Below are 24,552 nucleotides of genomic sequence, written 5' to 3' on the forward strand. Positions count from 1 at the left end.
GGCTACCCGTCACCCGTTCCTGATTCTCGGGCAGAGGAAACAGGGTGACAGGTGGGTGAAGCTGGACGAGACACTCAGGTCACATTCACCTTCCGTGAATGGGCATCTGCAAAAACGACTGGACTGCGTGCAGCGCAATGTCTTTACGGGTGCTCATCCGTTGCGCAGCTTAACCAGTGCGGCAAGGCCCGTGCTTGCGGTGCTGCGACATATTCGGTCATCGGTACGCAGCTCAAGGCATGCGCATCGAACAACACTAGCATTCGCACAGGAAAATGACGGTTTTCCGTCCGGTTTTACGGGACATGCGTACCAGAAATGACCGGCAAGATCGATACAGTTCTCGGGCTAGCGAGCTTTTGGCGTCCCTTTGCATCACTTTTGCCAGACAACCTGACGCGTACTGGTTTCCTCCATCGCTCCAATCATTCAGCTCGGACATCACGAATGAGTTTTGAAGGTTGAAAACTGACGGGGTCGTAGGAAGCACCGAGAAATTTAGATCGCAGTGATTCAGGTCTCTTTGTAATGCTGAAATAGGCTGTACGAGTAGACGTTTCACCGACTTTTAATTTCTCAATCCGAGATGTCACCCCTCCCCCTAAAAATCTCCCTTTATATGCTTTTACGGGGAGACCTGAAAAATCAGAAAACAGTTGACCGAATGGTGCACTCGACGGATTCAGCGAATGTATAAACTCACTCCCTGAATGGCAGGTTAACAAGCGAGCACTATCAAACGATTCAAATTGGAGACCTGAATTCTTTATATATTCAGAAAGGCTTTTGGGGCCTAAGAAGGTACCTTTTTCCCTCAGAACCCCTCCTGACGATGTCCCATGCCCAAAGATATTCAGCCTGGAACCGCCTTTGTATTCATCTACAAAAACAGCCAATTCCTCGGAAATCCTTGTAAGATTTTTTACCGGCTTAACATAATCACCGTATATAAATGATAGATACCGGGCTTTAATTTTAGAGGCTACAGTCGCGAGCACTGAGAAAGAATGCCCCGTAGGATCGATCCGATTAACCGGATCTCCTGCGCAATACGCATACGTATTCAACCCGCCTTTTTCAAACGGACTTAAATAATCTGGTCCGATGAATCGCATCAGCACCGGGCTAAACGCCCGATAACCATTTCCCAATAAATAATGCCCGGTCATTGGATCAGGTCGCTGACCGTTAAAACCCAACACATTAGTCATACCCTCTTCGAAGGGGTGATGACCGTAAGCCGTGTAAGCGATGGCCCGATGAAGGTCCGCGTCGAGCACACTCAACACCGAGCGCGAAAGATCTGTGGCCAGCAACGTGCTACTGACTCTGCCCCCCCTATGCTGTTGTTGCGCAAGCAATTGACCCTCCTGCTGAACGATTGAAATATACTCCTCGCCTTGAGTCTCGGTGACCAAACGGTTTTCGCAGTAGAAACACTGACGTCCAACACTATTCAACCGGTTATGGCCGACCAGTCGATCCAGAGCATCGTATAGATAACGGATGAGAGGGATTGGCTGCTGATTAGACATGGGTACTCCGAAAAGTCGGGATCAGGGACCCTATAACTGTCAGTCGCTTTACCGAGAACAACAACTAGCAGAACTGCTAGGTTCAATACACTCCAGCAAAAAACGCCCGACACTGACAAAATCTCCCATTGCCTGCCAACACCGCGCTAAGCGCCAGGAATTCCCCCATGCAAATGACAACCGCCCTCTTGATCGTCAACCCTTGCGACAACGAAGAAGACAACATGGCCATGCTCTGCTGCCACAGCGACCAGGGCGACATGTTCCTGATGAGCCGCTACCCGGACGAGGACGAGCTGGAAATCACCCTCGACGGCGAGCCGTCGACCCTGGACGGGGTGAAAATCACCCTCAGCCCTACCCTGCTGAAGATCGAAATTGCTGCGGCGGATGCTGATGCGCTGAATGGGGATGATGTGCTGGAGATCACCTTTGATGCTGAAATGGTGGATCTGGCCGAAGTGGAAGAGACCTTGCAGAACATTCTCAAGGGGACTGGCACCTATATCAGCCAACTCTGAACACCAGCGCCTGTTCCGGCCTCATCGCGAGCAAGCTCGCTCCCACATTTGATCGCATGCCTCAGTGACGGCGTGGTCCCCTGTGGGAGCGAGCTTGCTCGCGATGGCGTCAGTAAACCCACCACAATACTGAAATGGCACGAACGGCCAACAATTTCACCCATCATTTCCCGCACTTTGCGCAAAATGCCGTTAGTCGGCGCCCCCCGCGATGGATTAAAGTAACGCCCCCAGCCCTGGCGTACTTCGAACGTCCTCGGCCACCCTTTTGCAGGAACAGTCATCGATGGAACATCGTGAAGCGCTGCTCGCGCTGCGAACCTTTCTTTCAACGCAGATTCTCGGCCAGGAAAAACTCATCGAGCGCTTGCTCATCGCCCTGCTCGCCGACGGCCACATGCTGGTCGAGGGTGCTCCTGGCCTGGCCAAGACCAAGGCCATCAAAGAACTTGCCGAAGGCATCGAAGCTCAGTTCCACCGCATCCAGTTCACCCCTGACCTGTTACCGGCCGACATTACCGGTACGGAAATCTACCGCCCGGAAACCGGCAGTTTCGTGTTCCAGCAAGGCCCGATCTTCCATAACCTGGTATTGGCGGACGAAATCAACCGCGCCCCGGCCAAGGTCCAGTCGGCGCTGCTCGAAGCCATGGGCGAGCGGCAAGTCAGTGTCGGGCGCAGCACCTATGAGCTGTCGCCACTGTTTCTGGTGATGGCCACGCAGAATCCCATCGAGCAGGAAGGCACCTATCCGTTGCCGGAAGCCCAGCTTGACCGCTTCCTGATGCACGTGAAGATCGGTTTCCCGGACGCGACGGTTGAACGCAAGATCCTGCAACAGGCCCGCGGCGAAGCCCTGAACGGTGAAGCCAAGCCTGAGCGTCGGGTTACCCAGCAGACGATCTTCGCCGCACGCAAGGAAATCCTCGGCTTGTACATGGCCGACGCCGTGGAGGAATACCTGGTGCAGCTGGTCATGGCCACCCGCACTCCGGCCAAGTTCGATCCGGAGATGGCCGAGTGGATCGCCTACGGCGCCAGCCCGCGCGGTTCGATTGCCCTGGACCGCTGCGCCCGCGCCCACGCCTGGCTGGCCGGGCGTGATTTCGTCAGCCCGGAAGATATCCAGGCCGTGCTGTTCGACGTGCTGCGCCATCGCATCATTCTGTCCTTTGAAGCCGAAGCCGCTGGCATCGATCAGGACCGGGTGGTCCAGCGGATTCTCGACGCCGTAGCCGTCGCTTGACCCCGATGAACGCCAGCCTGCCGCCCGAGCCGGGCATCCGTGTCAGCCTCGCCGACCTGATCGAAATGCGTCATCGCGTGCGCGAAGTGCAGCTGTTTTCCACACCGAGCCAACGCAGCCCGCTGATCGGCCTGCACCATTCCAAATTGCGCGGCCGTGGCGTCGACTTCGATCAGGTGCGGGTCTATCAGGCCGGCGACGATGTGCGCACCATTGACTGGCGCGTGACTGCGCGCACCCAGGAACCCCACACCAAGCTGTTCCACGAAGAACGCGAGCGGCCGATTTTCATCATGGTCGAACAAAGCCGCCGGCTGTTTTTCGGCTCGGGCCTGATGTTCAAGTCGGTGCTCGCCGCCCAGGCCGCGAGCCTGATCGGTTGGGCGGCCCTGGGGCACAACGACCGGGTCGGCGGCCTGGTGTATGGCGACAATGTGCACTACGAAATCAAGCCCCGGCGCAGCAAGAAAAGCCTGCTGCAGTTGCTCAACCGGCTGGTGCGGGTCAATCAGTCGCTGACCACCGAAGGCGAGCCGGACCGCGACGCCTTTGGCATTGCCTTGCGCCGAGCGCGGGAGGTGTCACGTCCGGGCAGCCTTGTCATTGTGATTTGCGATGAACGCGCGCTATCGGAAAGCGCCGAGCAACAGCTGAGCCTGTTATCCCGCCATTGCGACCTGTTGCTGCTGCCGGTGTCCGATCCACTGGATCATGCCCTGCCCGCCGCCGGACTTTTACGTTTCGCCGAACGCGGTGCGCAACTGGAACTCGACACGCTGAATTTCGACCTGCGCCAGACTTACCGGGCCCAGGCCGAAGCACGCATTGCTCGCTGGGAGCTGCTCGCGCAGAAACTGCGGGTGCTGATGATGCCTTTGAGCACTCAGAGCGAGATGGTCGAACAACTACGCGAGTACCTGAACCCACAGAAACCGGGGAAAGGTCGATGAGCAGCCTTGATCAACTGCAACCATTGATATCCCCGCCACCGGTGGAATTCTGGCCTCCGGCACCGGGTTGGTGGTTGCTGCTTTTATTGCTGCCACTGATTGGTTTGGGCCTGTGGCAGCTGCGTCGCTTTATCCCGGACAAGCGCCCCGTGGTACGTGCTGAACAGCCGCTTGACCCGGTGCGCCTTGCCGCCCTGGCGGAGCTGGCCTTGATGCCCAAACCCTACGACGGTGCGCCAGCCGGTGCCTGGCTGCAGCAACTCAACGGCTTGCTCAAGCGCCTGTGCCGCAACCATTACCCCTACAGCCAGAGCCATACCCTCAACGGCCGCAAATGGCTGGCGTTCCTCGACAACCGCTGCCCGGCGGCCGGGCTGACTCGCTGGATGGTGCTTGTGGAAGGCGCCTACAAACCCGAATGCAAGCTCGACGACAAGGCCATCGCCGGCCTGACCCAAGCCGTTGATACGTGGATTCGCAAACATGTTTGAGTTCGCCTGGCCGTGGATTTTTGCCCTTCTGCCGCTGCCGTGGCTGATGCGCATCGTATTGCCGGTGGCCGACAGTGGCGAACCGGCGCTCAAGGTCAGCTTCCTCAGCGACCTGGAAGGCCTCGCCGGGCGTCGCGCCCGGGCCAACCTGCCAGCATGGCGCCAGCAGGCACCGTTCATACTGCTATGGCTGTTGCTGCTGGTCGCGGCGGCGCGCCCGCAGTGGCTCGGCGAACCCTTGCCGATTGCCGCCAGCGGCCGCGATCTGCTGGTCGCGGTGGACGTTTCCGGCTCCATGGATTTCCCTGACATGCAGTGGCAGGACGAAGATGTGAGTCGACTGTCGTTGGTCCAGCACCTGCTCGGCGACTTCCTCGAAAGCCGCGAAGGTGACCGGGTCGGCCTGATCCTGTTCGGTAGCCAGGCCTACCTGCAAGCGCCGCTGACCTTCGACCGCCACACCGTGCGCGTCTGGCTCGATGAGGCACGCATCGGCATTGCCGGCAAAAACACCGCCATCGGCGATGCTATCGGTCTGGCCCTCAAACGCCTGCGTTTGCGTCCGGCAACAAGCCGCGTACTGATACTGGTCACCGACGGCGCCAACAATGGCGGTGAAATCGACCCGCTCACCGCTGCCCGGCTGGCGGCCAAAGAAGGTGTGAAAATCTATCCGATCGGCATCGGTGCCGATCCGGAACAAAGTGGCTCCGTGGGGTTCCTCGGTGTCAATCCGAGCCTGGACCTCGACGAGCCGTCCCTGAAAGTCATCGCCGAAGCCACCGGCGGCCAGTATTTCCGCGCCCACGATGGCAAGGAACTGCAATCGATCAAGGACACGCTTGACCAACTGGAGCCCGTGGCCCAGCAACCCACCCAGGCCCGCCCGACTCAAGCGTTGTATCACTGGCCGCTGGCCCTGGCGCTGTGCTTGAGCATACTGCTGGTGGTCCCCGTACTCTGGCCGGACAACCCGTTGCAACGCCTGTTTACCAAGGATCTGTATTTGCAAACGCAATTGCTGCCCGACTGGCGCCAGCGTCTTAAACGCCTGCGCCTGCGGAGGCGCCGATGAGTGCGCTGTGGCCCTACTGGTTCCGGCCCTGGTGGCTACTGTTGCTGCCGGTGCTTGGCTGGTTGCTCTGGCAACTCTGGCACCGCAAGAAGCGCGCCGGGCGCTGGCAGATGATCCTGCCGCCGGCCTTTCATGCGGCACTGCTCAGCGGTGGCAGTGGTCGCGACAGCAAACTGCCCTGGGTCGCGCTCGGCGTGGCGTGGCTGTTGACCGTGCTCGCGCTGTTGGGCCCGGGTTGGGAGCGCGTCGAGCAAACCAGCCAGAGACCCGCCGACCCGTTGGTGGTGATTCTTGAACTGACCCCGGAAATGCTCGCCACCGACGTCACGCCCAACCGACTCGAACAGGCCCGGCGCAAGCTGTTCGACCTGCTGCAGATTCGCAGCGATGCCCAGACTGCGATCGTTGTCTACGCCGGCAGCGCGCATACGCTAGTTCCGCTCTCCGATGACCTGTCCACCAGCCGCAACCTGCTCGATGCCCTCAAGCCGTCATTGATGCCAGAGGCCGGCCATCGCGCCGATTTGGCTGTAATCAAGGCCTTGGCTCTGCTGGAACAGGGCGCCCTCGGTGACGGGCGGATCCTGCTGATTGGTTCGTCCCTGACGGAAGAGGAACGCCAGGAGATTCGCCGCGCAATGGCGGGCAAATCGACTCAATTGCTGATGCTCGGCATCGGCACCGCCGAAGGCTCGCCGATCACCCAGGAGGACGGCAGCTTCCTCAAGGATGAACAAGGCGCCATTCTCGTGCCGCGCCTCGACGAGCCTGGCTTGAAAAGTTTTGCCAGCGACCTGGATGGCCGCTATCGCCAGGCCCGCCTGGACGATAGCGACCTGCACGCTCTTGGCCTGCTCGACGGTCCACGCAACTTGCGCAATGACGGTCAGACCTTGCGCCTGGACACCTGGGCCGACCAGGGTTACTGGCTGCTGCTGCCACTGTTGCTGCTCGCGGCCTGCGCGGGACGTCGCGGTTGGCTGCTGTGCCTGCCGCTGCTATTGGCGCTGCCTCAACCGAGCTACGCCTTCGACCTCGCAGACCTGTGGCTGCGTCCTGATCAACAAGGCGTGCAATTACTCAAACATAAGCGACCGGCCGAGGCCGCCCGGCGCTTCGAAGACCATCAGTGGCAAGGCGTGGCGCTCTATGAGGCCGGCGACTACGCAGGCGCCGCCGAGCGGTTTGCTGAAGGCGACAATGCCCACGCCCACTACAATCGGGGCAATGCCCTGGCCAAAAGCGGTGAGCTGGAGGCAGCCCTGGACGCTTACGAGCAGGCACTGGAACGTCAACCGGATTTGCGTCCGGCACTGACCAACAAGGCGCTGGTCGAACGTCTGCTCAAGGAAAAAAACACTCCACCCGCTCCTGAACCAGACGAAGCCAGCAACGCCCGGCCCGAAGCCGAATCGCAGGAGCCACCGCCCGGTGCGGCTGCCCAACCCTCGAGCAGCGGCGAACCGAAAACCGATGGGCAACCGACCAGCCCGGGTGAACAACAACCGCCCAGCACACCGCCGAAACCGGGGACCAACGAAGTACCGGGCAGCGAACTGGGTGACGAACAACACACTACACCGCCCTTGCGCCCGGCCACCGACAGCATCGAAGGTGAACAGCGCCAGGCACTGGAGCAGTGGCTGCGGCAGATCCCGGATGACCCCGGTGAACTGCTCAGGCGCAAATTCTGGTACGAACAGCAACAACATCAGGATCAGGAAGAAACTCGATGACCCGCTTCACCGTTTTATTGCTCGCGCTGCTGCATGGCCTGTTGTTCTGTACCGCTCAGGCACAGGCAGCAGAACTGGTCGCCAGTGTGGACCGCAGTCGCCTGAGCTCAGGCGAGACGGTCGAGCTGACCCTGGAATCCACCGATGTCACTCAGTTCGGCAAACCCGACCTGGCACCGCTGGAGCCGCTGTTTGAAGTGCGCGGCACACGCCAGGTCAACCAGTTGAACACCCTCAGCGGCGAAAACCAGGCCACCACACGGTGGATCGTCACCCTCCTGCCCCGGCAAAACGGCAGCGTAGTGATTCCGCCACTGCAACTGGGCGAACTGCAGAGCCAGCCGATCACCCTGCAAGTGGTCGAGAGCGAAACACCGGACAACCCGAACAAACGGGCCCCGGTGTTCATTGATGCCAGCCTCGATCAAACCAGCGTGTACGTTCAGGCTCAGGCGGTCCTGACCCTGCGTATCTACCATTCGGTGTCGCTGTACGACGACAGCAGCCTGCCACCCTTGCAGATACCTGACGCACGCATCGAACAATTGGGCGACTCACGCACCTACGAAAAAGACATCGATGGCCTGCGCCATGGCGTGATCGAAATGCGCTACGCGATCTACCCGCAACACAGTGGCGAATTGGTCATTCCGGCGCAGGTCTTCAACGCCGCGCTGGTCGACGCACAACCGCTACAGGACACCACCCAGGGGCCGAAAGCCGGCAAGCTGATGCGCGTCACCTCGGCCGAACTGCTGTTGACGGTCAAGGCCAAACCCATCACCTATCCGGCCGATGCCCCCTGGCTGCCTGCGCGCAGCCTGACCCTGAGCGAAAGCTGGAGCCCGGAGCCGGATCACACCCTGGTCGGCGATTCGCTGACCCGCAGCCTGACAGTGACAGCCGAAGGCTTGTCCAGCACCCAACTGCCGCCACTGCCCGGCACCGATGTCGGCGGCCTGCGCCGTTACCCGGATCAACCGGTGCTCGGTAACCAGAACAGCGAACGCGGCCTGGTCGGCAGTCGTGAAGACCGAGAAGCATTGGTGCCGACACGGACCGGCGCCATCGAACTACCCACCGTCGACGTGGTCTGGTGGAACACCTTCGAAGACCATCTGGAACACAGCAGCCTGCCTGCCCGCACGCTGCACGTGGCAGCCAATCCGAGCCTGGTGGTCGACACCCCGGCCGGCGCCTCACCGGTCGAGGCCAGCGCCGACAGCGAAGCACTCTGGCGCTGGAAGCTCAGCACCTTGATTCTGGCCTGCACCAACCTGCTCGGCTTCGGCCTCTGGTGGCGTGGCCGCTGGCAACCGGCAGTGACGCGTACCGCCCAAACCGGCCCGAGCCCGCGCACCGTGCTCGACGACCTCAAGCGCGCCTGCCAGGCCAACGACTCCCACGCCACCCGCCAGGCCCTCGACGCCTGGGCCCGCCAACAGCCGGAAACCCTGGCCGACATGGCCGCCCGCTTCGTCCCGCTGTCCGACGCCCTCGACGGCCTGAACGGCGCGCTGTACAGCGAAACCGGCCAGCATTGGCAAGGTGACGAGTTATGGCGGGTGATCAAGGCGATCCCGATGGCCGAACGGGTCCAGGACCCGGTCGGTGACAGTGGATTGCCGCCGCTTTATCCCAAATAATCTAAAAGCAGCGCCAGTGTCTGACACTGGTGCTGCTTCTGTATGGAATTGCTCATGCGTCTGTTTCACACCTCCGACTGGCACCTCGGGCAGAACCTGCACGGCCAGGATCGCGATTTCGAACACGGCTGTTTTCTCGAGTGGCTGTTGCGCCAGCTGAAACTGGATCAACCGGATGTGCTGTTGATCGCCGGCGATATCTTCGACACGGTCAATCCGCCGGTCAAAGCCCAGGAACGCCTCTACGACTTCATCGTCAGCGCCCACGAACAGCAGCCGTTGCTGACCATCGTGATGATCGCCGGCAACCACGATTCCGGCTCGCGGATCGAACTGCCCGCACCGTTGATGCGGCGCTTACGCACTCATGCGCTGGGTCGTGTGCTGTGGCTCGACGACGGTCAACTGGACGCCGAGCGCCTGCTACTGCCCTTGCCGGATGCCAGTGGTGAAATCGCCGGCTGGTGCCTGGCGTTGCCATTCCTGCGCCCGGCGGAAGTCACCGGCGCGCATTTGGGTGACAACTACCTGCGCGGGATCGGCCAGGTGCACGAGTGGCTGATCGAAGCGGCCAATGCCAAGCGCCAGCCGGGTCAGGCACTGATCGCCATCAGCCACGCGCACATGGCCGGCGGCTCGGTGTCGGAAGACTCCGAGCGCAGCCTGATCATCGGCAATGCCGAAGCCCTGCCCGCCAGTCTGTTCGGGCCGAGCATCAGTTACGTTGCCCTCGGTCACCTGCACAAACCGCAGAAGGTCAATGGCGAAGAGCGCATCCGCTACAGCGGCTCGCCGATTCCGCTGTCGTTCTCCGAAATCAGCTATCAGCACCAGATTCTCGACATCAAGCTCGACGGCGAGACCCTGCTCAGCGTCGAGCCGAAACTGATCCCCCGCGCGGTCAACCTGCAACGCATCGGCCCGGCGCCATTGAGCGAGATCCTGCTGCAACTGGCGGACCTGCCGAACATCGACCTGTTGGCCGAGATTCAGCGCCAGCCATGGCTGGAGGTGCGGGTGCGCCTCGACGAACCACAGCCCGACCTGCGCAATCAAGTGGAAACCGCCCTGCAAGGCAAGGCCGTGCGTCTGGTGCGCATCGCCGCCGAATACGCCGGCAACGGCGGCCGTGACGGTGCCGACGAAGGCAGCACGCTGATCGAACTGGACCAACTCACGCCTCAGGAACTGTTCAGCCGCGCCTGGCAGGACAACTACGGCAGCGAGGTCGACGAGCAGACCCTCAAGGACTTTGCCGAGCTGTTGCAGGACGTGCAGATGGAGAGCGAACAGCCATGAAAATCCTCGCGATCCGCCTGAAAAACCTCGCCTCCCTGGCCGGGCCGTTTGAAATCGACTTCACCGCCGAACCCCTGGCCAGTGCCGGACTGTTCGCCATCACCGGCCCCACCGGCGCCGGTAAAAGCACCCTGCTCGATGCCCTGTGCCTGGCGTTGTTTGGCGCCGTACCGCGCCTGAACAACACCGGCCGTGACGCCAAGGTGCCGGATGCCGACGGCGAAATCGCTACAGGCGACCCGCGTACCCTGCTGCGTCGCGGCACGGGTGAAGGCTATGCGGAAGTGGATTTCGTCGGTGTCGATGGTCGCCGTTACCGCGCCCGCTGGGAAGCCAATCGCGCCCGGGACAAGGCCGCTGGCAAGCTGCAGGCCAGCCGCCAGAGCTTGCGCGACATCGATCAGGATCAATTGCTCGCCAGCCAGAAAGGCGAATACAAGACTCAGCTCGAAGCCGCGCTGGGGCTGAACTTCGAACAGTTCACCCGCGCGGTGATGCTGGCGCAAAGCGAGTTCAGTGCATTCCTCAAGGCCGATGACAACGACCGCAGCGAACTGCTGGAAAAACTCACCGACACGGCGCTCTACACCCGCCTCGGTCGTCGGGCCTTCGACAAGACCAAGGAGGCTCGCGAGGCTCACAAGCTGCTGCAGGACCAGGCCAGCGGGGTGACGCCGCTGTCACCCGAAGCCCGTGCGGAACTGGATGAGCGCTTCAACGAAGCGCAGCAGCAACTCAAGACCCGGCAGGCGCAACTCAAACAGCTTGAACTGCAGGACACCTGGCTCAAGGACCTGCGTCGCTTGCAGGATGAGCATCTGGCCGCCAGCGAACAGCTGCTATCGGCCCAGACTGACTGGGAAGCCTTGGCCAGCGAGCGTTTGAGGTTCACCCGCCTCGAACAGCTGGCCCCGCAACGGCACCAGTTCGCCCGTAAAACCGAGGTCGATGCGCTGCTGACACCCTTGGCGGCGCAAATTGCCTTGCATGCGCAGCAGCACGGCGAACTCGGCGAGCGTCAGACGCAGCTTGAGCAACAGCTCAACAGCGCCCGGATCGCCTTGAGCGAAACCCAACAGCGGCAAACCGACAGCGCGCCGTTACTGCGTCAGGCCTTCGAAGCGCAAAGCACCCTCGCCCGCCTGGCCAAGGACGCCGCCCTCAGCGCCGAAGCCAGGCAACAGGCGCAACAGGCCTGCACCCAGGGCCAGAGCACGATTCAGACCTTGCTCGATCAGCAAGCCCGTGGCGCCACGGACTTGCAGCGCATCGCCACCGGGCTGGAGCAAAGTACGCATCTGGCACCGTTGAGCGATGCCTGGAATGCCTACCGTGATCGCCTGCAACAGTTGATGCTGATCGGCAACCGGTTGAATCAGGGTCAGGCCGAACTGGCCAGCCTGGAACAAAACGCCACGCGCACTGACCAAGCGCTCAGCGCGCAGAAGCAGCAACTGGAGGTGCTGTTCAAGGAGGCCGGCGCCGAACCGGATGCCGTCGCCGAGCAGATCGGCATCCTGGGCAGCCTGTTGCAGGACAACCGCAAGCAACTGCGCGCCGTTGAAGACGTTGCGCGCCTGTGGGCCAGCCAGCAGGACCTGGACAAGCGTGGCGCCGAGTTGCAACAACGCCAGCTCACCGCGCAGCAGGAACGTGAGCGCCTGACCCAGGACGGGGTCAAGGCCAAGGCTGATTTGAGCGTTGCCGAACAGGCCTTCAACGTCACGCGCGAACTGCTGGAGCGTCAGCGTCTGGCGCGCAGTGCCAGCGTCGAAGAGCTGCGCGCGCAGTTGCAGGACGATCAGCCATGCCCGGTCTGCGGCAGCAACGAACATCCGTATCATCAGCCGGAAGCCCTGCTGCAAAGCCTCGGCCGCTTTGATGAAAGCGAACAGGCCAACGCGCAGAAGGCCGTCGACCTGCTGAAGGAAAAACTCACCGACCTGCGAGCCGAAGTCGGCGGGTTGATCGCCCAGCAAAAGGAGCTGCTGCAACAGCAGGAGCAACTGGCGACCCAGCAGCAAGCCCTCGCACCGAGCCTGGAGGCTCATCCGCTGGCTGCCCAACTGCTGAATCAGGATGCCGCCAAACGCGATGCCTGGCTCATCCAGCAAAACAGTCAGCTCAACCAGAGCATCAGCCAGGACGAGCAACGGCAGAGCGCGCTGCTCACCCTGCAACAGGATGCCGTACGCCTGACCCAGCAACTGCGCCATGCCGAAACCGCGCACCAGCAAGCGGCCCAGCACCTGAGCAATCAACAGCGCGAACTGGGCAACGACCGCCAGCGCCTGGATGAAGAACTCAGCGCATTCGCCAACCTGTTGCCGACCGAGACCCTGCAAGCGCTGCGCGTCGAGCCGGCCGCGACCTTCATGCAGCTCGACCGGCAGATCGCCGAACGCCTGGCGCAACTCGAGCAACAAAAGGAAGAACTGGCCGAGCAGCAACAGCGCCAGCAAAACCTGGAGAAGGAACAGGATCGCCAGCAAAGCCGCGTGCAGCAATTGCAGGCCGCCGAACAGCAGTTCAATGGGCTGGCCGAGCAGCAACAGGCGAGCCAGCAGACACTCGGACAATTACTCGGCGAACACGCCAGCGCCGAGCATTGGCAGCAGCAACTGGAACAGGCCGTGGAACAGGCGCGCAGCGCCGAAACCAGTACCGCGCAGACGCTACAAAGTGTCCTCACGCAGTCAGTGCAAATCGCCGCCGAACTCAAGGCCCAGCAAGAGCGCTTGCACGCACTGCAAGGCGAAGAACGTGAGCTCGCCGGCAAGATCGGCGACTGGCGCGCCCGCCATCCCGAGCTGGATGACGGCGGCCTCGAAGACCTGTTGCGCGTCGACGACACCCAGGTCAGCGAACTGCGCCAGCGCTTGCAGCAAAGTGAAAAAGCCATCGAACAAGCCAGCGTCCTGGTGCAGGAGCGTGACAAGCGTTTGCTCGACCATCAAGCGCAACACAACGGCAACCTCGACGCCGGGCAATTGGCCGTCGCGCTGGTCGACCTGCAAAACCTCGCCGCCACCAGCGAGCAACACTGCGCCGAACTGCGCGCCGAACAGGCCGAGGACCAGCGCCGGCAGAACGCCAATCAGGCCCTGGCGCAGCAGATTGCCGACGCGTACAACGAGTACCAACGCTGGGCACGCCTGAATGCGTTGATCGGCTCCGCCACCGGCGACACCTTCCGCAAGATCGCCCAGGCCTACAACCTTGACCTGCTGGTGCACCACGCCAACGTGCAATTGCGCCAACTGGTGCGCCGCTATCGCCTCAAGCGCGGCGGCAGCATGCTCGGCTTGCTGGTGATGGACACCGAAATGGGCGACGAACTGCGCTCGGTGCATTCGCTGTCCGGTGGCGAGACCTTCCTGGTATCGCTGGCACTGGCCCTCGGTTTGGCGTCGATGGCGTCGAGCACGTTGAAAATCGAGTCGCTGTTCATCGACGAAGGCTTCGGCAGCCTCGATCCGGAATCCCTGCAACTGGCCATGGACGCCCTCGACGGCCTGCAGGCCCAGGGCCGCAAGGTCGCAGTGATTTCCCACGTACAGGAAATGCATGAACGGATTCCGGTGCAGATTCAGGTGCAACGCCAGGGCAACGGCCTGAGCACCCTGGAGGTGAAATGAACAGGCTGTATTCCTTCCGCCGCTGCCCGTACGCCATGCGCGCACGCATGGCCCTGCGCTACTCGGGCGTGGCCGTGGACATTGTCGAAGTCAGCCTGAAGGCCAAGCCCGCCGAAATGCTCGCGCTGTCGGGCAAAGGCACGGTACCGGTGCTGAGCGCCGATGGCCGGGTGATCGACGAAAGCCTGGACATCATGCGCTGGGCGCTGGCGCAGAACGATCCGCAGGACTGGTTGCTCAAGGATGATCCTGCCGCAGCGGCGCAAATCGCCCCGCTGATCGAACAGAACGATCAGGTGTTCAAAGTGCACTTGAATCGCTACAAGTACGCCGAGCGTTATCCCGAGCAGCCGATGGCGGTTTATCGCGCCGAAGGCGAGGTGTTCTTGCAAAGGCTGGAGGCATTGCTGGAAGGACGCGACTACTTGCTGGCCGATCATCCAAGCCTGGCCGATGTGGCGTTGATGCCCTTCGTGCGCCAGTTCGCCCACGTCGACCGCGACTGGTTCGCGCAGACGCCGTATCGGCGCTTGCAGGACTGGTTACAGCGGTTTCTGGATTCGGACTTGTTTACCGGTGTGATGCGCAAATAAGAACACCGCCACAAAAGAACCTGTTGCCAGCAGGCTTCAGGCCAACACCTCACACATCCCGATCGCCGAGCAATCCACCTGGAACGGCCCGAAAACCACGCCCTCATTCCTGATCGGTGGATTGCCGGCCAGCATGCCTTGGGCGTTGGCGTTTTCGATGTTGCGGGCAATGTTGTGATTGGCTTCGATGGCCCGTGCTACCGAGCCCGCCGAGCCCTGCCCGATCCCCAACAGGGAGGATCCGTTGGTCATGAACGCCAGGAAGGCGATGACCCAGAGTCTGTGCCCTTTCATGCGCCGACGACTCCTGCGAGTTCAGCCTGATCAACGCTCGCGTTTTGCGCACGGTGTTCAAACTGGATGCCGGGATAAGCAACCTGGATCGGCGCTTCGAAGGTGGATTGCGACTGGGCTGAAAGGCTGACCACCAGCACCATGGCAAGGTAAAGACCGATCGCCACGTAGGCGCCGTGTTTGGCAGAAGTGAGAATTGCGCTGGCCATGATGTTCTCCGCAGGCATGTTTCAATGCCCACAGAATCGATCAAAAAAGCCTGGGTAACCACTCAGGGTTATCCATAGTGACCATCAGCCTCGTTGATCATTAAGCCAGACTATTTCAGTCTTCAATAAAACTTATCAAGCGCTCGCGCGCAGCCTCCGGCTCGCCCGGAACAGGGTCGGCGGCCGAAAGAATGGGGGCGGAATAGAGAAATAGAAGAACCAATGCCAGGCGCGTCACCATGCTGCCGATTCTTGCCGTGAGGAGGGGTCAAAAAATCAGCGTCAATTTAAAGCATGGCAATATGGTATCAAGCGCGACTTTGATGGCAAACTGACACTGTCGCAAATGCGTTATGCAGGAGCGACATTACTCTGATCGTTTTCAACACAAGTGTCTTCGATCATCAGTGACTTCGCTCCTGCATAAAGGCAGGGGTGAACGCTCAGGCTTGGGTTTTGTGATCCAGCGCGGCGTAGAAGTTGGCGCTCTGTTGCAGGTACTTCTGGGTGTAGCTCTGGGTGTGGGCTTTTTTGTCGCTGATTTCAACGTTGGCACTGGCTGGCAGCGCAACAGTGGCAGAAATGGCGGAAGCGGCGATGACAGAGAAGATGTTGAAGTTCATGGCGGTATTCCTCGGATTCAGTTGGCTTGCTTGCCCGGTGGGGCCGTGAAGCAAACTTAACCCTCGAAGGTTCGTGCCTTGAAATGCTTTGTAGCAGTACCAGATATCAGCGTCATTGATAAAAGCAGGCAGGCCCCATCAACCGGGGCCTGCGGCTTATTGACGCAGCAGAAACCTGAGGTCGCTCGGGGCGTCCATCGGTAGTTTTTGCACGGTCTTGCCCAGCAGACCGGTCTTGGCGTCGCGTTCGACGACGACAATCTGGTTGCTCTTCTGGTTGGCGATCAACAGGAATTTGCCGCTCGGATCGAGGCTGAATTCCCGCGGATGATCGCCCTCCACTGCCCGGCGTTGCAGTTCACTGAGGTGGCCGGTCGCCGGATCGATAGCAAACACCAACAGTTGATTGGCCGTGCCACGGTTGCTGACGTAGAGGAACTTGCCGTCAGACGAGGCATGCAATGCCGCCGCAGCCTTGTCTGAAACTGGCTGTCCGGCAGCCAGATCGACCATCTGCGTCTGTTCGAGTTGGCCGTCGTGGTAATCGAACACTGCCACCTGGGCACTCATTTCCATGGTCAGCCAGGCGTGTTTGCCGTCAGCGCCGAACAGCAGATGACGTGGTCCGCTACCGGGCGGCAGCTGTACGAATCCCGGGGTGGCCGGAGTCAATGGCAGTTCGGGGTTGGCCTTGGGGTCGAAGCGGTAGACAAACACCTTGTCGGCGCCCAGGTCATTGGCGAACACGTATTGGCCATCCGGTGACGGGATGGTCGAATGCACGTGGGCCGAGGTCTGCCGCTCGGGGTTGACCCGGCTCGCCGGGTGGCTGCTCATCTGCACCACCGGTTTGAGCGTGCCATCGGCCGCCACAGGCATCACCGCAAGGGTGCCGCCCGGGTCTTCGGCCACCGAGTAATTGCTGACAAACAAATGGCTGCCATCGGTGCTGAGGCTGGAATGGGTCGGCTCGTTGCCCAGGCTTTGCACTTGGCTGATAAGGCTCAGCGCGTGGGTCTTGGGATCAATCGCAAAACTGCTGACACGCCCGACCGGATCGGTCTGGCCCGGGCCGTTTTCATTGACCACGAACAGGTGTCGCTGATCCTTCGACAGGGTCAGCCACGACGGGTTTTCGCTCTTGATCACTTGCAGGGGGCTGGCATCGATCTGCCCGGTGCTGCTGTCGAAAGCCAGGCGGTAGATGCCCTGGCTGTGACCGGCGGTGTAGGAGCCCACCAGCAGTTGATAGTCGTCGGCGGATGCAGCCTGAATCCCCATCGCACCGATACTGCCGGCCATCAACAGTGGCCAGAGGTTACGCATCGTCCTGGTCATCATCTTCGTTGTCGCCGCTGACGACATCGCCCAGGCACACCAAACGGTGTTCGCCCGAACCACCGATGATCAACCAGCTTTGCAGCGAGGTGTCGTAGGTCGCCGACTGGATCTGCGCCGGGGTGAACTCCCAGTGTTTGGCCGCACGGCCATCCATGCATTCAATGTGCAGGTTATCGAACTCGTCGAGGGCGAATTCGAAGGCATGCAGCCCATCGATTTCCACCATTCCGCAGTGTTCGAGGGCATTGAGCAAGGTGTCGGTTGGGGCAGTCATGGCAATCAGTCTTTAAATGAGAAAAACGCAATGATAGCTCATGCACCGCATTCCCTGTGGGAGCGAGCTTGCTCGCGATGGCGCACTCCCAGTCAACATCTGCATTGATTGGACTGCCGCTATCGCGGGCAAGCCCGCTCCCACAGGGGTTGTGGTCAGCCGTTAGAGGGCTTCGCGCGATGGCTGCCCATCCACCAGTCGCTGGATGCGTTGCGGATTGCCGTTCTTCAGCGCATCCGGCAGCAAGCTGTCCGGGTAGTTCTGGAAGCACACCGGGCGCAGGAAACGATCGATGGCCAGTGTACCCACCGACGTGCCGCGCGCATCGGACGTTGCCGGGTAAGGCCCGCCGTGGACCATCGAATCGCAGACCTCCACACCGGTTGGATAGCCATTGAGCAGGATGCGTCCGACCTTCTGTTCCAGCAACGCCGTCAGCCCGGCGAACTGTTCGAAGTCTTCCGGCTCGCCTATGACGGTGGCGGTCAACTGGCCGTGCAGGCCATTCAAGGCGGCCATCAGTTGCGCAGGATCGGCCACTTCAACCACTACCGTGGTCGGACCGAACACTTCCTCCTGTAACACTTCATCGCCATCGAGCAGCAAGCTGACATCGGCCTTGAACAGCTGCGGTTGCGCCTGATTGCCCTGCTGCGGATTACCGGCCAGGTGCTCGATCCCCGGATGCGCGAGGAGCTTTTGCAAGCCCTGGCCGTAGCTGCTCAGGGTTCCGGCATTGAGCATGGTTTGCGCCGGCTGGTCGCCCATCAACCCGGCCACTTGCTGCACAAAGGCACTCAATGACGCCGAGCGAATGCCAATCACCAGGCCCGGATTGGTGCAGAACTGGCCGCAGCCCTGAACCACCGACGCCGTGAGGTCCCGGGCGATAGAGTCGGCCCGTGCCTGCAACGCCTGGGGCAAGACGATCACCGGGTTGATGCTCGACATCTCGGCGAACACCGGAATCGGTTGCGCACGGGCCGCCGCCATGTCGCACAGGGCTCGACCGCCCTTGAGCGAACCGGTGAAACCCACCGCCTGAATCGCCGGATGCTTGACCAGTGCCTCGCCGACGCCCCCGCCATAGATCATGTTGAACACGCCGGCCGGCATGCCGGTTTTCTCGGCGGCGCGAATGATCGCATCGGCCACCTGCTCGGCCGTGGCCATGTGCCCACTGTGGGCCTTGAACACCACCGGGCACCCGGCGGCCAGTGCCGAGGCGGTATCGCCGCCGGCGGTGGAGAACGCCAGCGGAAAGTTGCTGGCACCGAACACGGCCACCGGCCCGAGGCCGATACGGTATTGACGCAGATCCGGGCGCGGCAACGGTTGGCGCTCAGGTAATGCCCGGTCGATCCGTGCACCGTAGAAATCACCGCGACGCAAGACTTTGGCAAACAGGCGCATCTGCCCGCTGGTACGTCCGCGCTCGCCTTGAATCCGGCCTGCAGGTAACGCCGTTTCGCGGCAGACCACCGCGACAAAATCATCACCGAGGGCATCCAGTTCATCGGCAATGGCCTCGAGAAACTGCGCCCGCCGCTCCGCACTCAAGCTGCGATAGGCCGGGTACGCGGCCGCCGCCGCGTTGGCCGCCGCATCGACTTCCTGTGGGGTCGCCTGATGAAAATCGTGGGACAAGGCATCGCCCGTCGTCGCATCGACACTCTGCAACTTGACGCTGCCGGCGGCGCTGCGTTGGCCGCCGATGTAGTTGTGACCAAGAATCCGGATCATGGGTGACTCCTCAAAGTGTGCCGACAGTGCCGGGCGCGAAAGCCGCTGCGACCGGTGAGATGCCGTTGATCAATGGCGCGCCGAATTCGGCCTGGGTGATCTCGAACACGTCACCCGGTTGCGTGCGAATGCCGTCGGCAAAGGACAGGGTCGCCGTGCCGAAGAAGTGAATATGCACGTCCCCCGGACGGAGGAACTGGCTGTACTTGAAATGATGGAATTCGAGGTTGGCGAGGCTGTGGCACATGTTCGCCTCGCCACTGAGAAACTCGTTCTGCCACAGCACTTCGCCGTCGCGCAGGATGCGGCTGGTGCCCGCCAGATGTTGCGGCAACTCGCCAACCCGCAGTTCCGGGCCATAGCTGCAGCTACGCAGTTTCGAGTGGGCCAGATACAGGTAGTTCTTGCGTTCCATGACGTGGTCGGAGAACTCGTTGCCCACGGCAAAACCCAGGCGATACGGCTTGCCGTCGTGACCGATCACGTACAGGCCAGCGATCTCCGGCTCTTCGCCGGCATCTTCGGCAAACGGCGGCAGTGGGAACGGCTGGCCCGGCCTGACGACGATGCTGCCATCGCCTTTGTAGAACCATTCCGGTTGCACACCGGCTTCATCCGCCGCCGGCTTACCGCCCTCCACGCCCCATTTGAAGATGCGCATGGTGTCGGTCATCGCGGTTTCGTCGCCACTTTGCTGGTGCATCTTGTCCCGAGCCGACGCACTGCCCAGATGGGTCAGGCCCGTGCCGCTGACCAGCATGTGCGCCGGGTCCGCATGGTCCAGGGGCGGCAGGATGCGTCGCTGCGTCAGCAGTTCGGCATAGTCATGGCTGATGCCCAGTCCCAGGCTTTGTACCTGTTGCTCAAGGCTTGCGCCCGCCTCGATCGCCGCCAATGCCAGATCGCGAACGGTGCGCGCGTCCTGCACTTCACGGACCAGGCCTGCCTCGACAACACCGACACGGCGTTCGCCGTTACTCAATTCGAATTGAACCAAACGCATGAATTTTCTCCTGTTAACCCAGAACCTGGGCAAACACAACTCCCTGTGGGAGCGGGCTTGCCCGCGATGACGGCGGCACATTCAACATTGATGTGCCTGACAGATTGCTATCGCGGGCAAGCCCGCTCCCACAGGGTCCGTGGTGATTTCCTGTTTCGTATCAGGTACGGGACGCCCCACGTGCACTGGCCGCAAACTCATCGGCTGGAAGGACGTGTTTGCGTTCCAGCAGGCGATAGACGACACCAGTCAGAATCAGGCCGAACACCATCACCCCGGAAAGGAAATACAAGCCGGACGCAAGATTGCCGGTGTACTCCTTCAACGCGCCGATCACGAACGGACCAAGGTAGCCGCCGAGGTTGCCCACCGAGTTGATCAAGGCGATCCCCGCCGCCGCACTGGCGCCGGCGAAGAAGCGGCCCGGCAAGGTCCAGAACACCGCCGTGCAGGAGAACAGTGCGAACGCCACCAGGCACAGAGCCGCCAGTTGCAGCACCGGCACCGACAGCCAGGCGCTGAGGAACAGGCCAATCGCACCCAGCACGTAAAGCACGGCGAGGTGGCCGTAGCGGTCATTCAAGCGGTCGGAACTGCGCGGAATGATCAGCAGGCCGATGATCCCGAAGATGTACGGCACCGCGGAAACGAAACCGGTCACCAGGTCGCTGCCGCCGAACTGCTTGATCAGCGTCGGCAGCCACAAACCCAGGCCGTAGATGCTCAGGGTCACCGGCAGGTAGAACAGTGCCAACAGCAGGACGCGTTTGTCCTTGAGGGCGTGCAGCGGATTGCCATGACGGGTCTGGCCGTAGGCATCCAGATCCTTTTTCAGCTCGCCGCTCAGCCATTCCTTTTCCGCCTGGTCCATCCACTTCACTTGCTGCGGGCCGTCCGGCAGGTAGCGCAGCACCGGCCAGGTCAGCAGGATCGCCGGGCAGCCGATGACGATGAACAGCCACTGCCAGCCGTGCAGACCCAACACGCCGTCCATGCCCAGCAAGCCACCGGACACCGGGCCGGTGATCATCATCGCAATAGGTTGCGACAGGATGAACAACCCGAGGATCTTGCCGCGATGGCGCACCGGGAACCATTGGGTGATGTAGTACAGAACGCCCGGGAAGAACCCGGCTTCGGCGGCGCCGAGCAGAAAGCGCATCACGTAGAAGCTGTTCGGCCCCTGGACGAAGGCCATGCCGATGGTGATGGCGCCCCAAGTGACCATGATCCGCGCGAACCAGCGCCGTGCGCCGAAGCGGTCGAGCATCAGGTTGCTGGGGATTTCCAGCAGGAAGTAGCCGATGAAGAACAGCCCGGCGCCAAGACCGTAGGCGGCATCGCCCAGGCCGATGTCTGCGCCCATGTGCAATTTGGCGAAGCCCACCGCGGAGCGGTCCACATAGGCGATCAGGTACAGCAGGATCAGGAAGGGAATCAGTTTCAGCGTGATGCGACGGATAAGCCGCAGTTCCTGGCTCATGAGATCGGTCTCCGATTGTTGTTGTTATAGAACCTCGGGGGACGCCTCTCGCGAAAAAATCGCCAGGGCCATCCCTCCGTTTGAGCGGACTATATAGTAATACTATTTACTCAACAACACTTCCAAAGCACACAATTTGCGCTTATGTTACGCCTCAGTCCGAACGATATAGTCATACAATAAGAGAACCGATCATGTCTGATAAGAAACCCACTCTGCGCTCCGCCCAATGGTTTGGCACCGCCGACAAGAACGGCTTCATGTACCGCAGCTGGATGAAGAATCAGGGCATCGCCGACCACCAGTTCCATGGCAAGCCGATCATCGGCATCTGCAACACCTGGTCGGAACTGACCCCGTGCAACGCGCATTTCCGCCAGATTGCCGAGCACGTCAAACGCGGGGTGATCGAAGCCGGTGGCTTTCCGGTGGAGTTCCCGGTGTTCTCCAACGGCGAATCGAACCTGCGCCCAACCGCCATGCTCACCCGCAACCTGGCGAGCATGGATGTCGAAGAAGCCATTCGCGGTAACCCGATTGATGGCGTGGTGCTGCTGACCGGTTGCGACAAAACCACCCCGGCCTTGCTGATGGGCGCCGCCAGTTGCGACGTGCCGGCCATCGTCGTCACCGGCGGGCCGATGCTCAACGGCAAGCACAAGGGCAAGGACATCGGCTCCGGCACCGTGGTCTGGCAGCTCAGCGAACAGGTCAAGGCCGGCACCATCAGCATCGACGACTTCCTCGCGGCCGAGGGCGGCATGTCCCGCTCGGCCGGCACCTGCAACACCATGGGCACCGCCTCGACAATGGCCTGCATGGCCGAAGCACTGGGCACTTCCCTGCCCCACAACGCGGCGATCCCGGCCGTGGATGCGCGCCGTTATGTGTTGGCACACATGTCCGGCATGCGTGCCGTGGAGATGGTGCGCGAAGACTTGAAGCTGTCGAAGATCCTGACCAAGGAAGCCTTCGAAAACGCCATTCGCGTCAATGCCGCCATCGGCGGTTCGACCAACGCAGTGATCCACCTGAAGGCCATCGCCGGGCGCATTGGCGTGGAGCTGGACCTGGATGACTGGACCCGTATCGGTCGTGGCATGCCGACCATCGTCGACCTGCAACCGTCCGGGCGCTTCCTGATGGAAGAGTTCTATTACGCCGGTGGTTTGCCAGCCGTACTGCGTCGCCTCGGTGAAGCCAACCTGATCCCGAACCCGAATGCCTTGACCGTCAACGGCAAGTCCATCGGCGAGAACACCAAAGACGCGCCGATCTATGGCGAGGACGAAGTGATCCGCACCCTCGACAACCCGATCCGCGCCGATGGCGGCATCTGTGTTTTGCGCGGCAACCTGGCACCGCTGGGCGCCGTGCTCAAGCCGTCCGCCGCCACGCCCGAATTGATGCAGCATCGTGGGCGTGCGGTGGTGTTCGAGAACTTCGACATGTACAAGGCGCGGATCAACGACCCGGAACTGGACGTGGATACCGACTCGATCCTGGTGATGAAGAACTGCGGGCCGAAGGGTTATCCGGGCATGGCCGAAGTGGGCAACATGGGCCTGCCGGCCAAGCTGCTGGCCCAGGGTGTGACCGACATGGTGCGTATTTCCGATGCGCGCATGAGTGGCACCGCATATGGCACCGTTGTGCTGCACGTCGCCCCGGAAGCCGCTGCCGGCGGACCGCTGGCCGCAGTGAAAGAAGGAGACTGGATCGAACTCGATTGCGCCAGCGGCCGTTTGCACCTGGATATTCCGGACGCCGAACTGGCAGCGCGCATGGCCGATCTGCAACCGCCACAGAACCTGATCGTCGGTGGGTATCGTCAGCTGTATATCGACCATGTGCTGCAAGCGGACCAGGGTTGCGACTTCGACTTCCTGGTCGGCTGCCGCGGGGCTGAAGTGCCGCGTCATTCCCACTAAAAAAAAAGATCGCAGCCTCCGGCAGCTCCTACGGGATTCAGGTCAGACACATTCATTGTGGTGAACCGGATCTCTGTAGGAGCTGCCGAAGGCTGCGATCTTTTCAAGGGCTGGATCGCCTACCGTCCGCGCCTGCTATCATGCGCGACACCTATTCGCACAGGACCGCGCCGCTCCCCATGGATTACCGCAAACCCTCCGACCGCAAAAGCATGCACTCGCGCATCGTCCAGGAACTGGGCATGCAGATCGTCTCGGGACGTTTCCTGCCGGACGACAAACTGCCCGCCGAAGCGCTGTTGTGCGAAGAATATGCGGTCAGCCGGCCGGTGCTGCGTGAAGCCACCCGGGTACTGGTCGCCAAGGGCCTGGTGTATTCCCGCCCGCGCGTCGGCACCGTGGTCAAGCCGCGCAAGGACTGGCACATGCTCGATCCGGACGTGCTGCACTGGTTGATGCAAAGCAGTCCGCAGAATCAGTTCTTTGACCTGCTGACCAGTGTACGCAGCATCATCGAACCGGCAGCCGCCGCCCTCGCCGCGCAATTCGCCACGGAAGCGGACATTGCCTCCATCGGTGAAGCCTACCAGCGCATGGAAGCCGCGCCGACGCCGGAGGCGCTGTTGCAGCCGGACCTGGACTTCCACAGTCGCATCGCCGATGCCACGCACAACGACTTGCTGGCCAACTTGTGCAACATGCTCTCGGTGGCCATCGCCGAAGCCTTGAAGCATTCCAACCAGCGGCCGAACCTGCATGAACTGGCGCTGCCCCGGCACAAGGCGATCCTGACCGCCATCGAAAACCGCGACGCCCTCGGCGCGCGGCATGCGACGCTGGTGCAACTCGATGATGCGCGCAGTGCGTTGAATGTGGTGCTGGGTTCCGAACTGTCCTGAGCGGCACCTCGGTCAGTCGCCA

At 61.4% G+C, this 24,552-nt stretch carries 22 protein-coding genes; 12 read left to right on the top strand and 10 right to left on the bottom strand.

What is annotated here, in order from left to right:
* Nucleotides 1-425: 425 nt before the first annotated feature.
* Entirely contained in the window at nt 426-1,535 is a 1,110-nt protein-coding gene (locus AC1D1M_RS03105) for an RHS repeat-associated core domain-containing protein (protein WP_477774479.1), read from the bottom strand.
* Between the two features lie 167 nt (nt 1,536-1,702).
* Between AC1D1M_RS03105 and AC1D1M_RS03110 the strand changes: the two genes are divergently transcribed.
* The 10 genes from AC1D1M_RS03110 (at nt 1,703) to AC1D1M_RS03155 (ending at nt 14,730) form a co-directional block, all read left to right on the top strand.
* The gene (locus AC1D1M_RS03110) at nt 1,703-2,056 is read left to right on the top strand and encodes a hypothetical protein (RefSeq protein ID WP_477774480.1); all 354 of its coding nucleotides are present in this window, start codon (nt 1,703-1,705) and stop codon (nt 2,054-2,056) included.
* A gap of 286 nt (nt 2,057-2,342) precedes the next feature.
* Entirely contained in the window at nt 2,343-3,302 is a 960-nt protein-coding gene (locus AC1D1M_RS03115; protein WP_477774481.1) for an AAA family ATPase, read from the top strand.
* 5 nt (nt 3,303-3,307) lie between these two features.
* Nucleotides 3,308-4,252 (top strand): DUF58 domain-containing protein, encoded by a 945-nt coding sequence (locus AC1D1M_RS03120; RefSeq protein WP_477774649.1) that lies wholly within the window; start codon nt 3,308-3,310, stop codon nt 4,250-4,252.
* Nucleotides 4,249-4,743 carry a DUF4381 domain-containing protein gene (locus AC1D1M_RS03125; RefSeq protein ID WP_150758158.1) on the top strand — a complete coding sequence of 165 codons (495 nt, stop codon included), beginning with the start codon at nt 4,249-4,251 and terminating at the stop codon, nt 4,741-4,743. The genes AC1D1M_RS03120 and AC1D1M_RS03125 overlap by 4 nt, the downstream gene beginning before the upstream one ends.
* Nucleotides 4,736-5,818, top strand: coding sequence for a vWA domain-containing protein (locus tag AC1D1M_RS03130; protein ID WP_477774482.1), 1,083 nt, complete (start codon nt 4,736-4,738; stop codon nt 5,816-5,818). The genes AC1D1M_RS03125 and AC1D1M_RS03130 overlap by 8 nt, the downstream gene beginning before the upstream one ends.
* Nucleotides 5,815-7,554 carry a tetratricopeptide repeat protein gene (locus AC1D1M_RS03135; RefSeq protein WP_477774483.1) on the top strand — a complete coding sequence of 580 codons (1,740 nt, stop codon included), beginning with the start codon at nt 5,815-5,817 and terminating at the stop codon, nt 7,552-7,554. The genes AC1D1M_RS03130 and AC1D1M_RS03135 overlap by 4 nt, the downstream gene beginning before the upstream one ends.
* Nucleotides 7,551-9,200 (top strand): BatD family protein, encoded by a 1,650-nt coding sequence (locus tag AC1D1M_RS03140; RefSeq protein WP_477774484.1) that lies wholly within the window; start codon nt 7,551-7,553, stop codon nt 9,198-9,200. The genes AC1D1M_RS03135 and AC1D1M_RS03140 overlap by 4 nt, the downstream gene beginning before the upstream one ends.
* Before the next feature lie 54 nt (nt 9,201-9,254).
* Entirely contained in the window at nt 9,255-10,499 is a 1,245-nt protein-coding gene (locus AC1D1M_RS03145; RefSeq protein ID WP_477774485.1) for an exonuclease SbcCD subunit D C-terminal domain-containing protein, read from the top strand.
* Complete coding sequence (locus AC1D1M_RS03150) at nt 10,496-14,137, top strand: AAA family ATPase (RefSeq protein WP_477774486.1); 3,642 nt, start codon at nt 10,496-10,498, stop codon at nt 14,135-14,137. The genes AC1D1M_RS03145 and AC1D1M_RS03150 overlap by 4 nt, the downstream gene beginning before the upstream one ends.
* Entirely contained in the window at nt 14,134-14,730 is a 597-nt protein-coding gene (locus AC1D1M_RS03155; RefSeq protein WP_477774487.1) for a glutathione S-transferase, read from the top strand. The genes AC1D1M_RS03150 and AC1D1M_RS03155 overlap by 4 nt, the downstream gene beginning before the upstream one ends.
* A 36-nt stretch (nt 14,731-14,766) precedes the next feature.
* On the opposite strand, the gene AC1D1M_RS03160 is transcribed toward AC1D1M_RS03155, so the two are convergent.
* From AC1D1M_RS03160 to AC1D1M_RS03200, 9 genes are all read right to left on the bottom strand, one after another.
* Nucleotides 14,767-15,024, bottom strand: coding sequence for a hypothetical protein (locus AC1D1M_RS03160; RefSeq protein WP_116579260.1), 258 nt, complete (start codon nt 15,022-15,024; stop codon nt 14,767-14,769).
* The gene (locus tag AC1D1M_RS03165) at nt 15,021-15,233 is read right to left on the bottom strand and encodes a hypothetical protein (protein ID WP_477774488.1); all 213 of its coding nucleotides are present in this window, start codon (nt 15,231-15,233) and stop codon (nt 15,021-15,023) included. Before AC1D1M_RS03165 ends, AC1D1M_RS03160 begins: the two co-directional genes overlap by 4 nt.
* 115 nt (nt 15,234-15,348) lie before the next feature.
* Complete coding sequence (locus tag AC1D1M_RS03170) at nt 15,349-15,474, bottom strand: hypothetical protein (RefSeq protein WP_477774489.1); 126 nt, start codon at nt 15,472-15,474, stop codon at nt 15,349-15,351.
* 202 nt (nt 15,475-15,676) lie between these two features.
* Nucleotides 15,677-15,856 (bottom strand): hypothetical protein, encoded by a 180-nt coding sequence (locus AC1D1M_RS03175; RefSeq protein WP_007979950.1) that lies wholly within the window; start codon nt 15,854-15,856, stop codon nt 15,677-15,679.
* Between the two features lie 156 nt (nt 15,857-16,012).
* On the bottom strand, nt 16,013-17,182 hold the full coding sequence (locus AC1D1M_RS03180) for a lactonase family protein (RefSeq protein ID WP_477774490.1): 1,170 nt from the start codon (nt 17,180-17,182) through the stop codon (nt 16,013-16,015).
* A complete protein-coding gene (locus AC1D1M_RS03185; protein ID WP_477774491.1) occupies nt 17,175-17,471 on the bottom strand; it encodes a DUF5629 family protein in 297 nt (98 codons plus the stop codon). Before AC1D1M_RS03185 ends, AC1D1M_RS03180 begins: the two co-directional genes overlap by 8 nt.
* Before the next feature lie 162 nt (nt 17,472-17,633).
* On the bottom strand, nt 17,634-19,214 hold the full coding sequence (locus tag AC1D1M_RS03190) for an aldehyde dehydrogenase (NADP(+)) (protein ID WP_477774492.1): 1,581 nt from the start codon (nt 19,212-19,214) through the stop codon (nt 17,634-17,636).
* Between the two features lie 10 nt (nt 19,215-19,224).
* Nucleotides 19,225-20,217 (bottom strand): AraD1 family protein, encoded by a 993-nt coding sequence (araD1, locus tag AC1D1M_RS03195; protein ID WP_477774493.1) that lies wholly within the window; start codon nt 20,215-20,217, stop codon nt 19,225-19,227.
* 160 nt (nt 20,218-20,377) lie between these two features.
* Nucleotides 20,378-21,700, bottom strand: a complete 1,323-nt coding sequence (locus AC1D1M_RS03200) for an MFS transporter (RefSeq protein ID WP_477774494.1) — start codon at nt 21,698-21,700, stop codon at nt 20,378-20,380.
* A 194-nt stretch (nt 21,701-21,894) separates the two neighbouring features.
* Between AC1D1M_RS03200 and AC1D1M_RS03205 the strand changes: the two genes are divergently transcribed.
* Together AC1D1M_RS03205 and AC1D1M_RS03210 are read left to right on the top strand one after the other, a co-directional pair.
* Complete coding sequence (locus AC1D1M_RS03205) at nt 21,895-23,631, top strand: IlvD/Edd family dehydratase (RefSeq protein ID WP_477774495.1); 1,737 nt, start codon at nt 21,895-21,897, stop codon at nt 23,629-23,631.
* Between the two features lie 179 nt (nt 23,632-23,810).
* Nucleotides 23,811-24,530, top strand: a complete 720-nt coding sequence (locus tag AC1D1M_RS03210) for a FadR/GntR family transcriptional regulator (protein WP_191628001.1) — start codon at nt 23,811-23,813, stop codon at nt 24,528-24,530.
* Nucleotides 24,531-24,552: the final 22 nt, after the last annotated feature.

Source organism: Pseudomonas sp. P1_F7, from assembly GCF_056405655.1.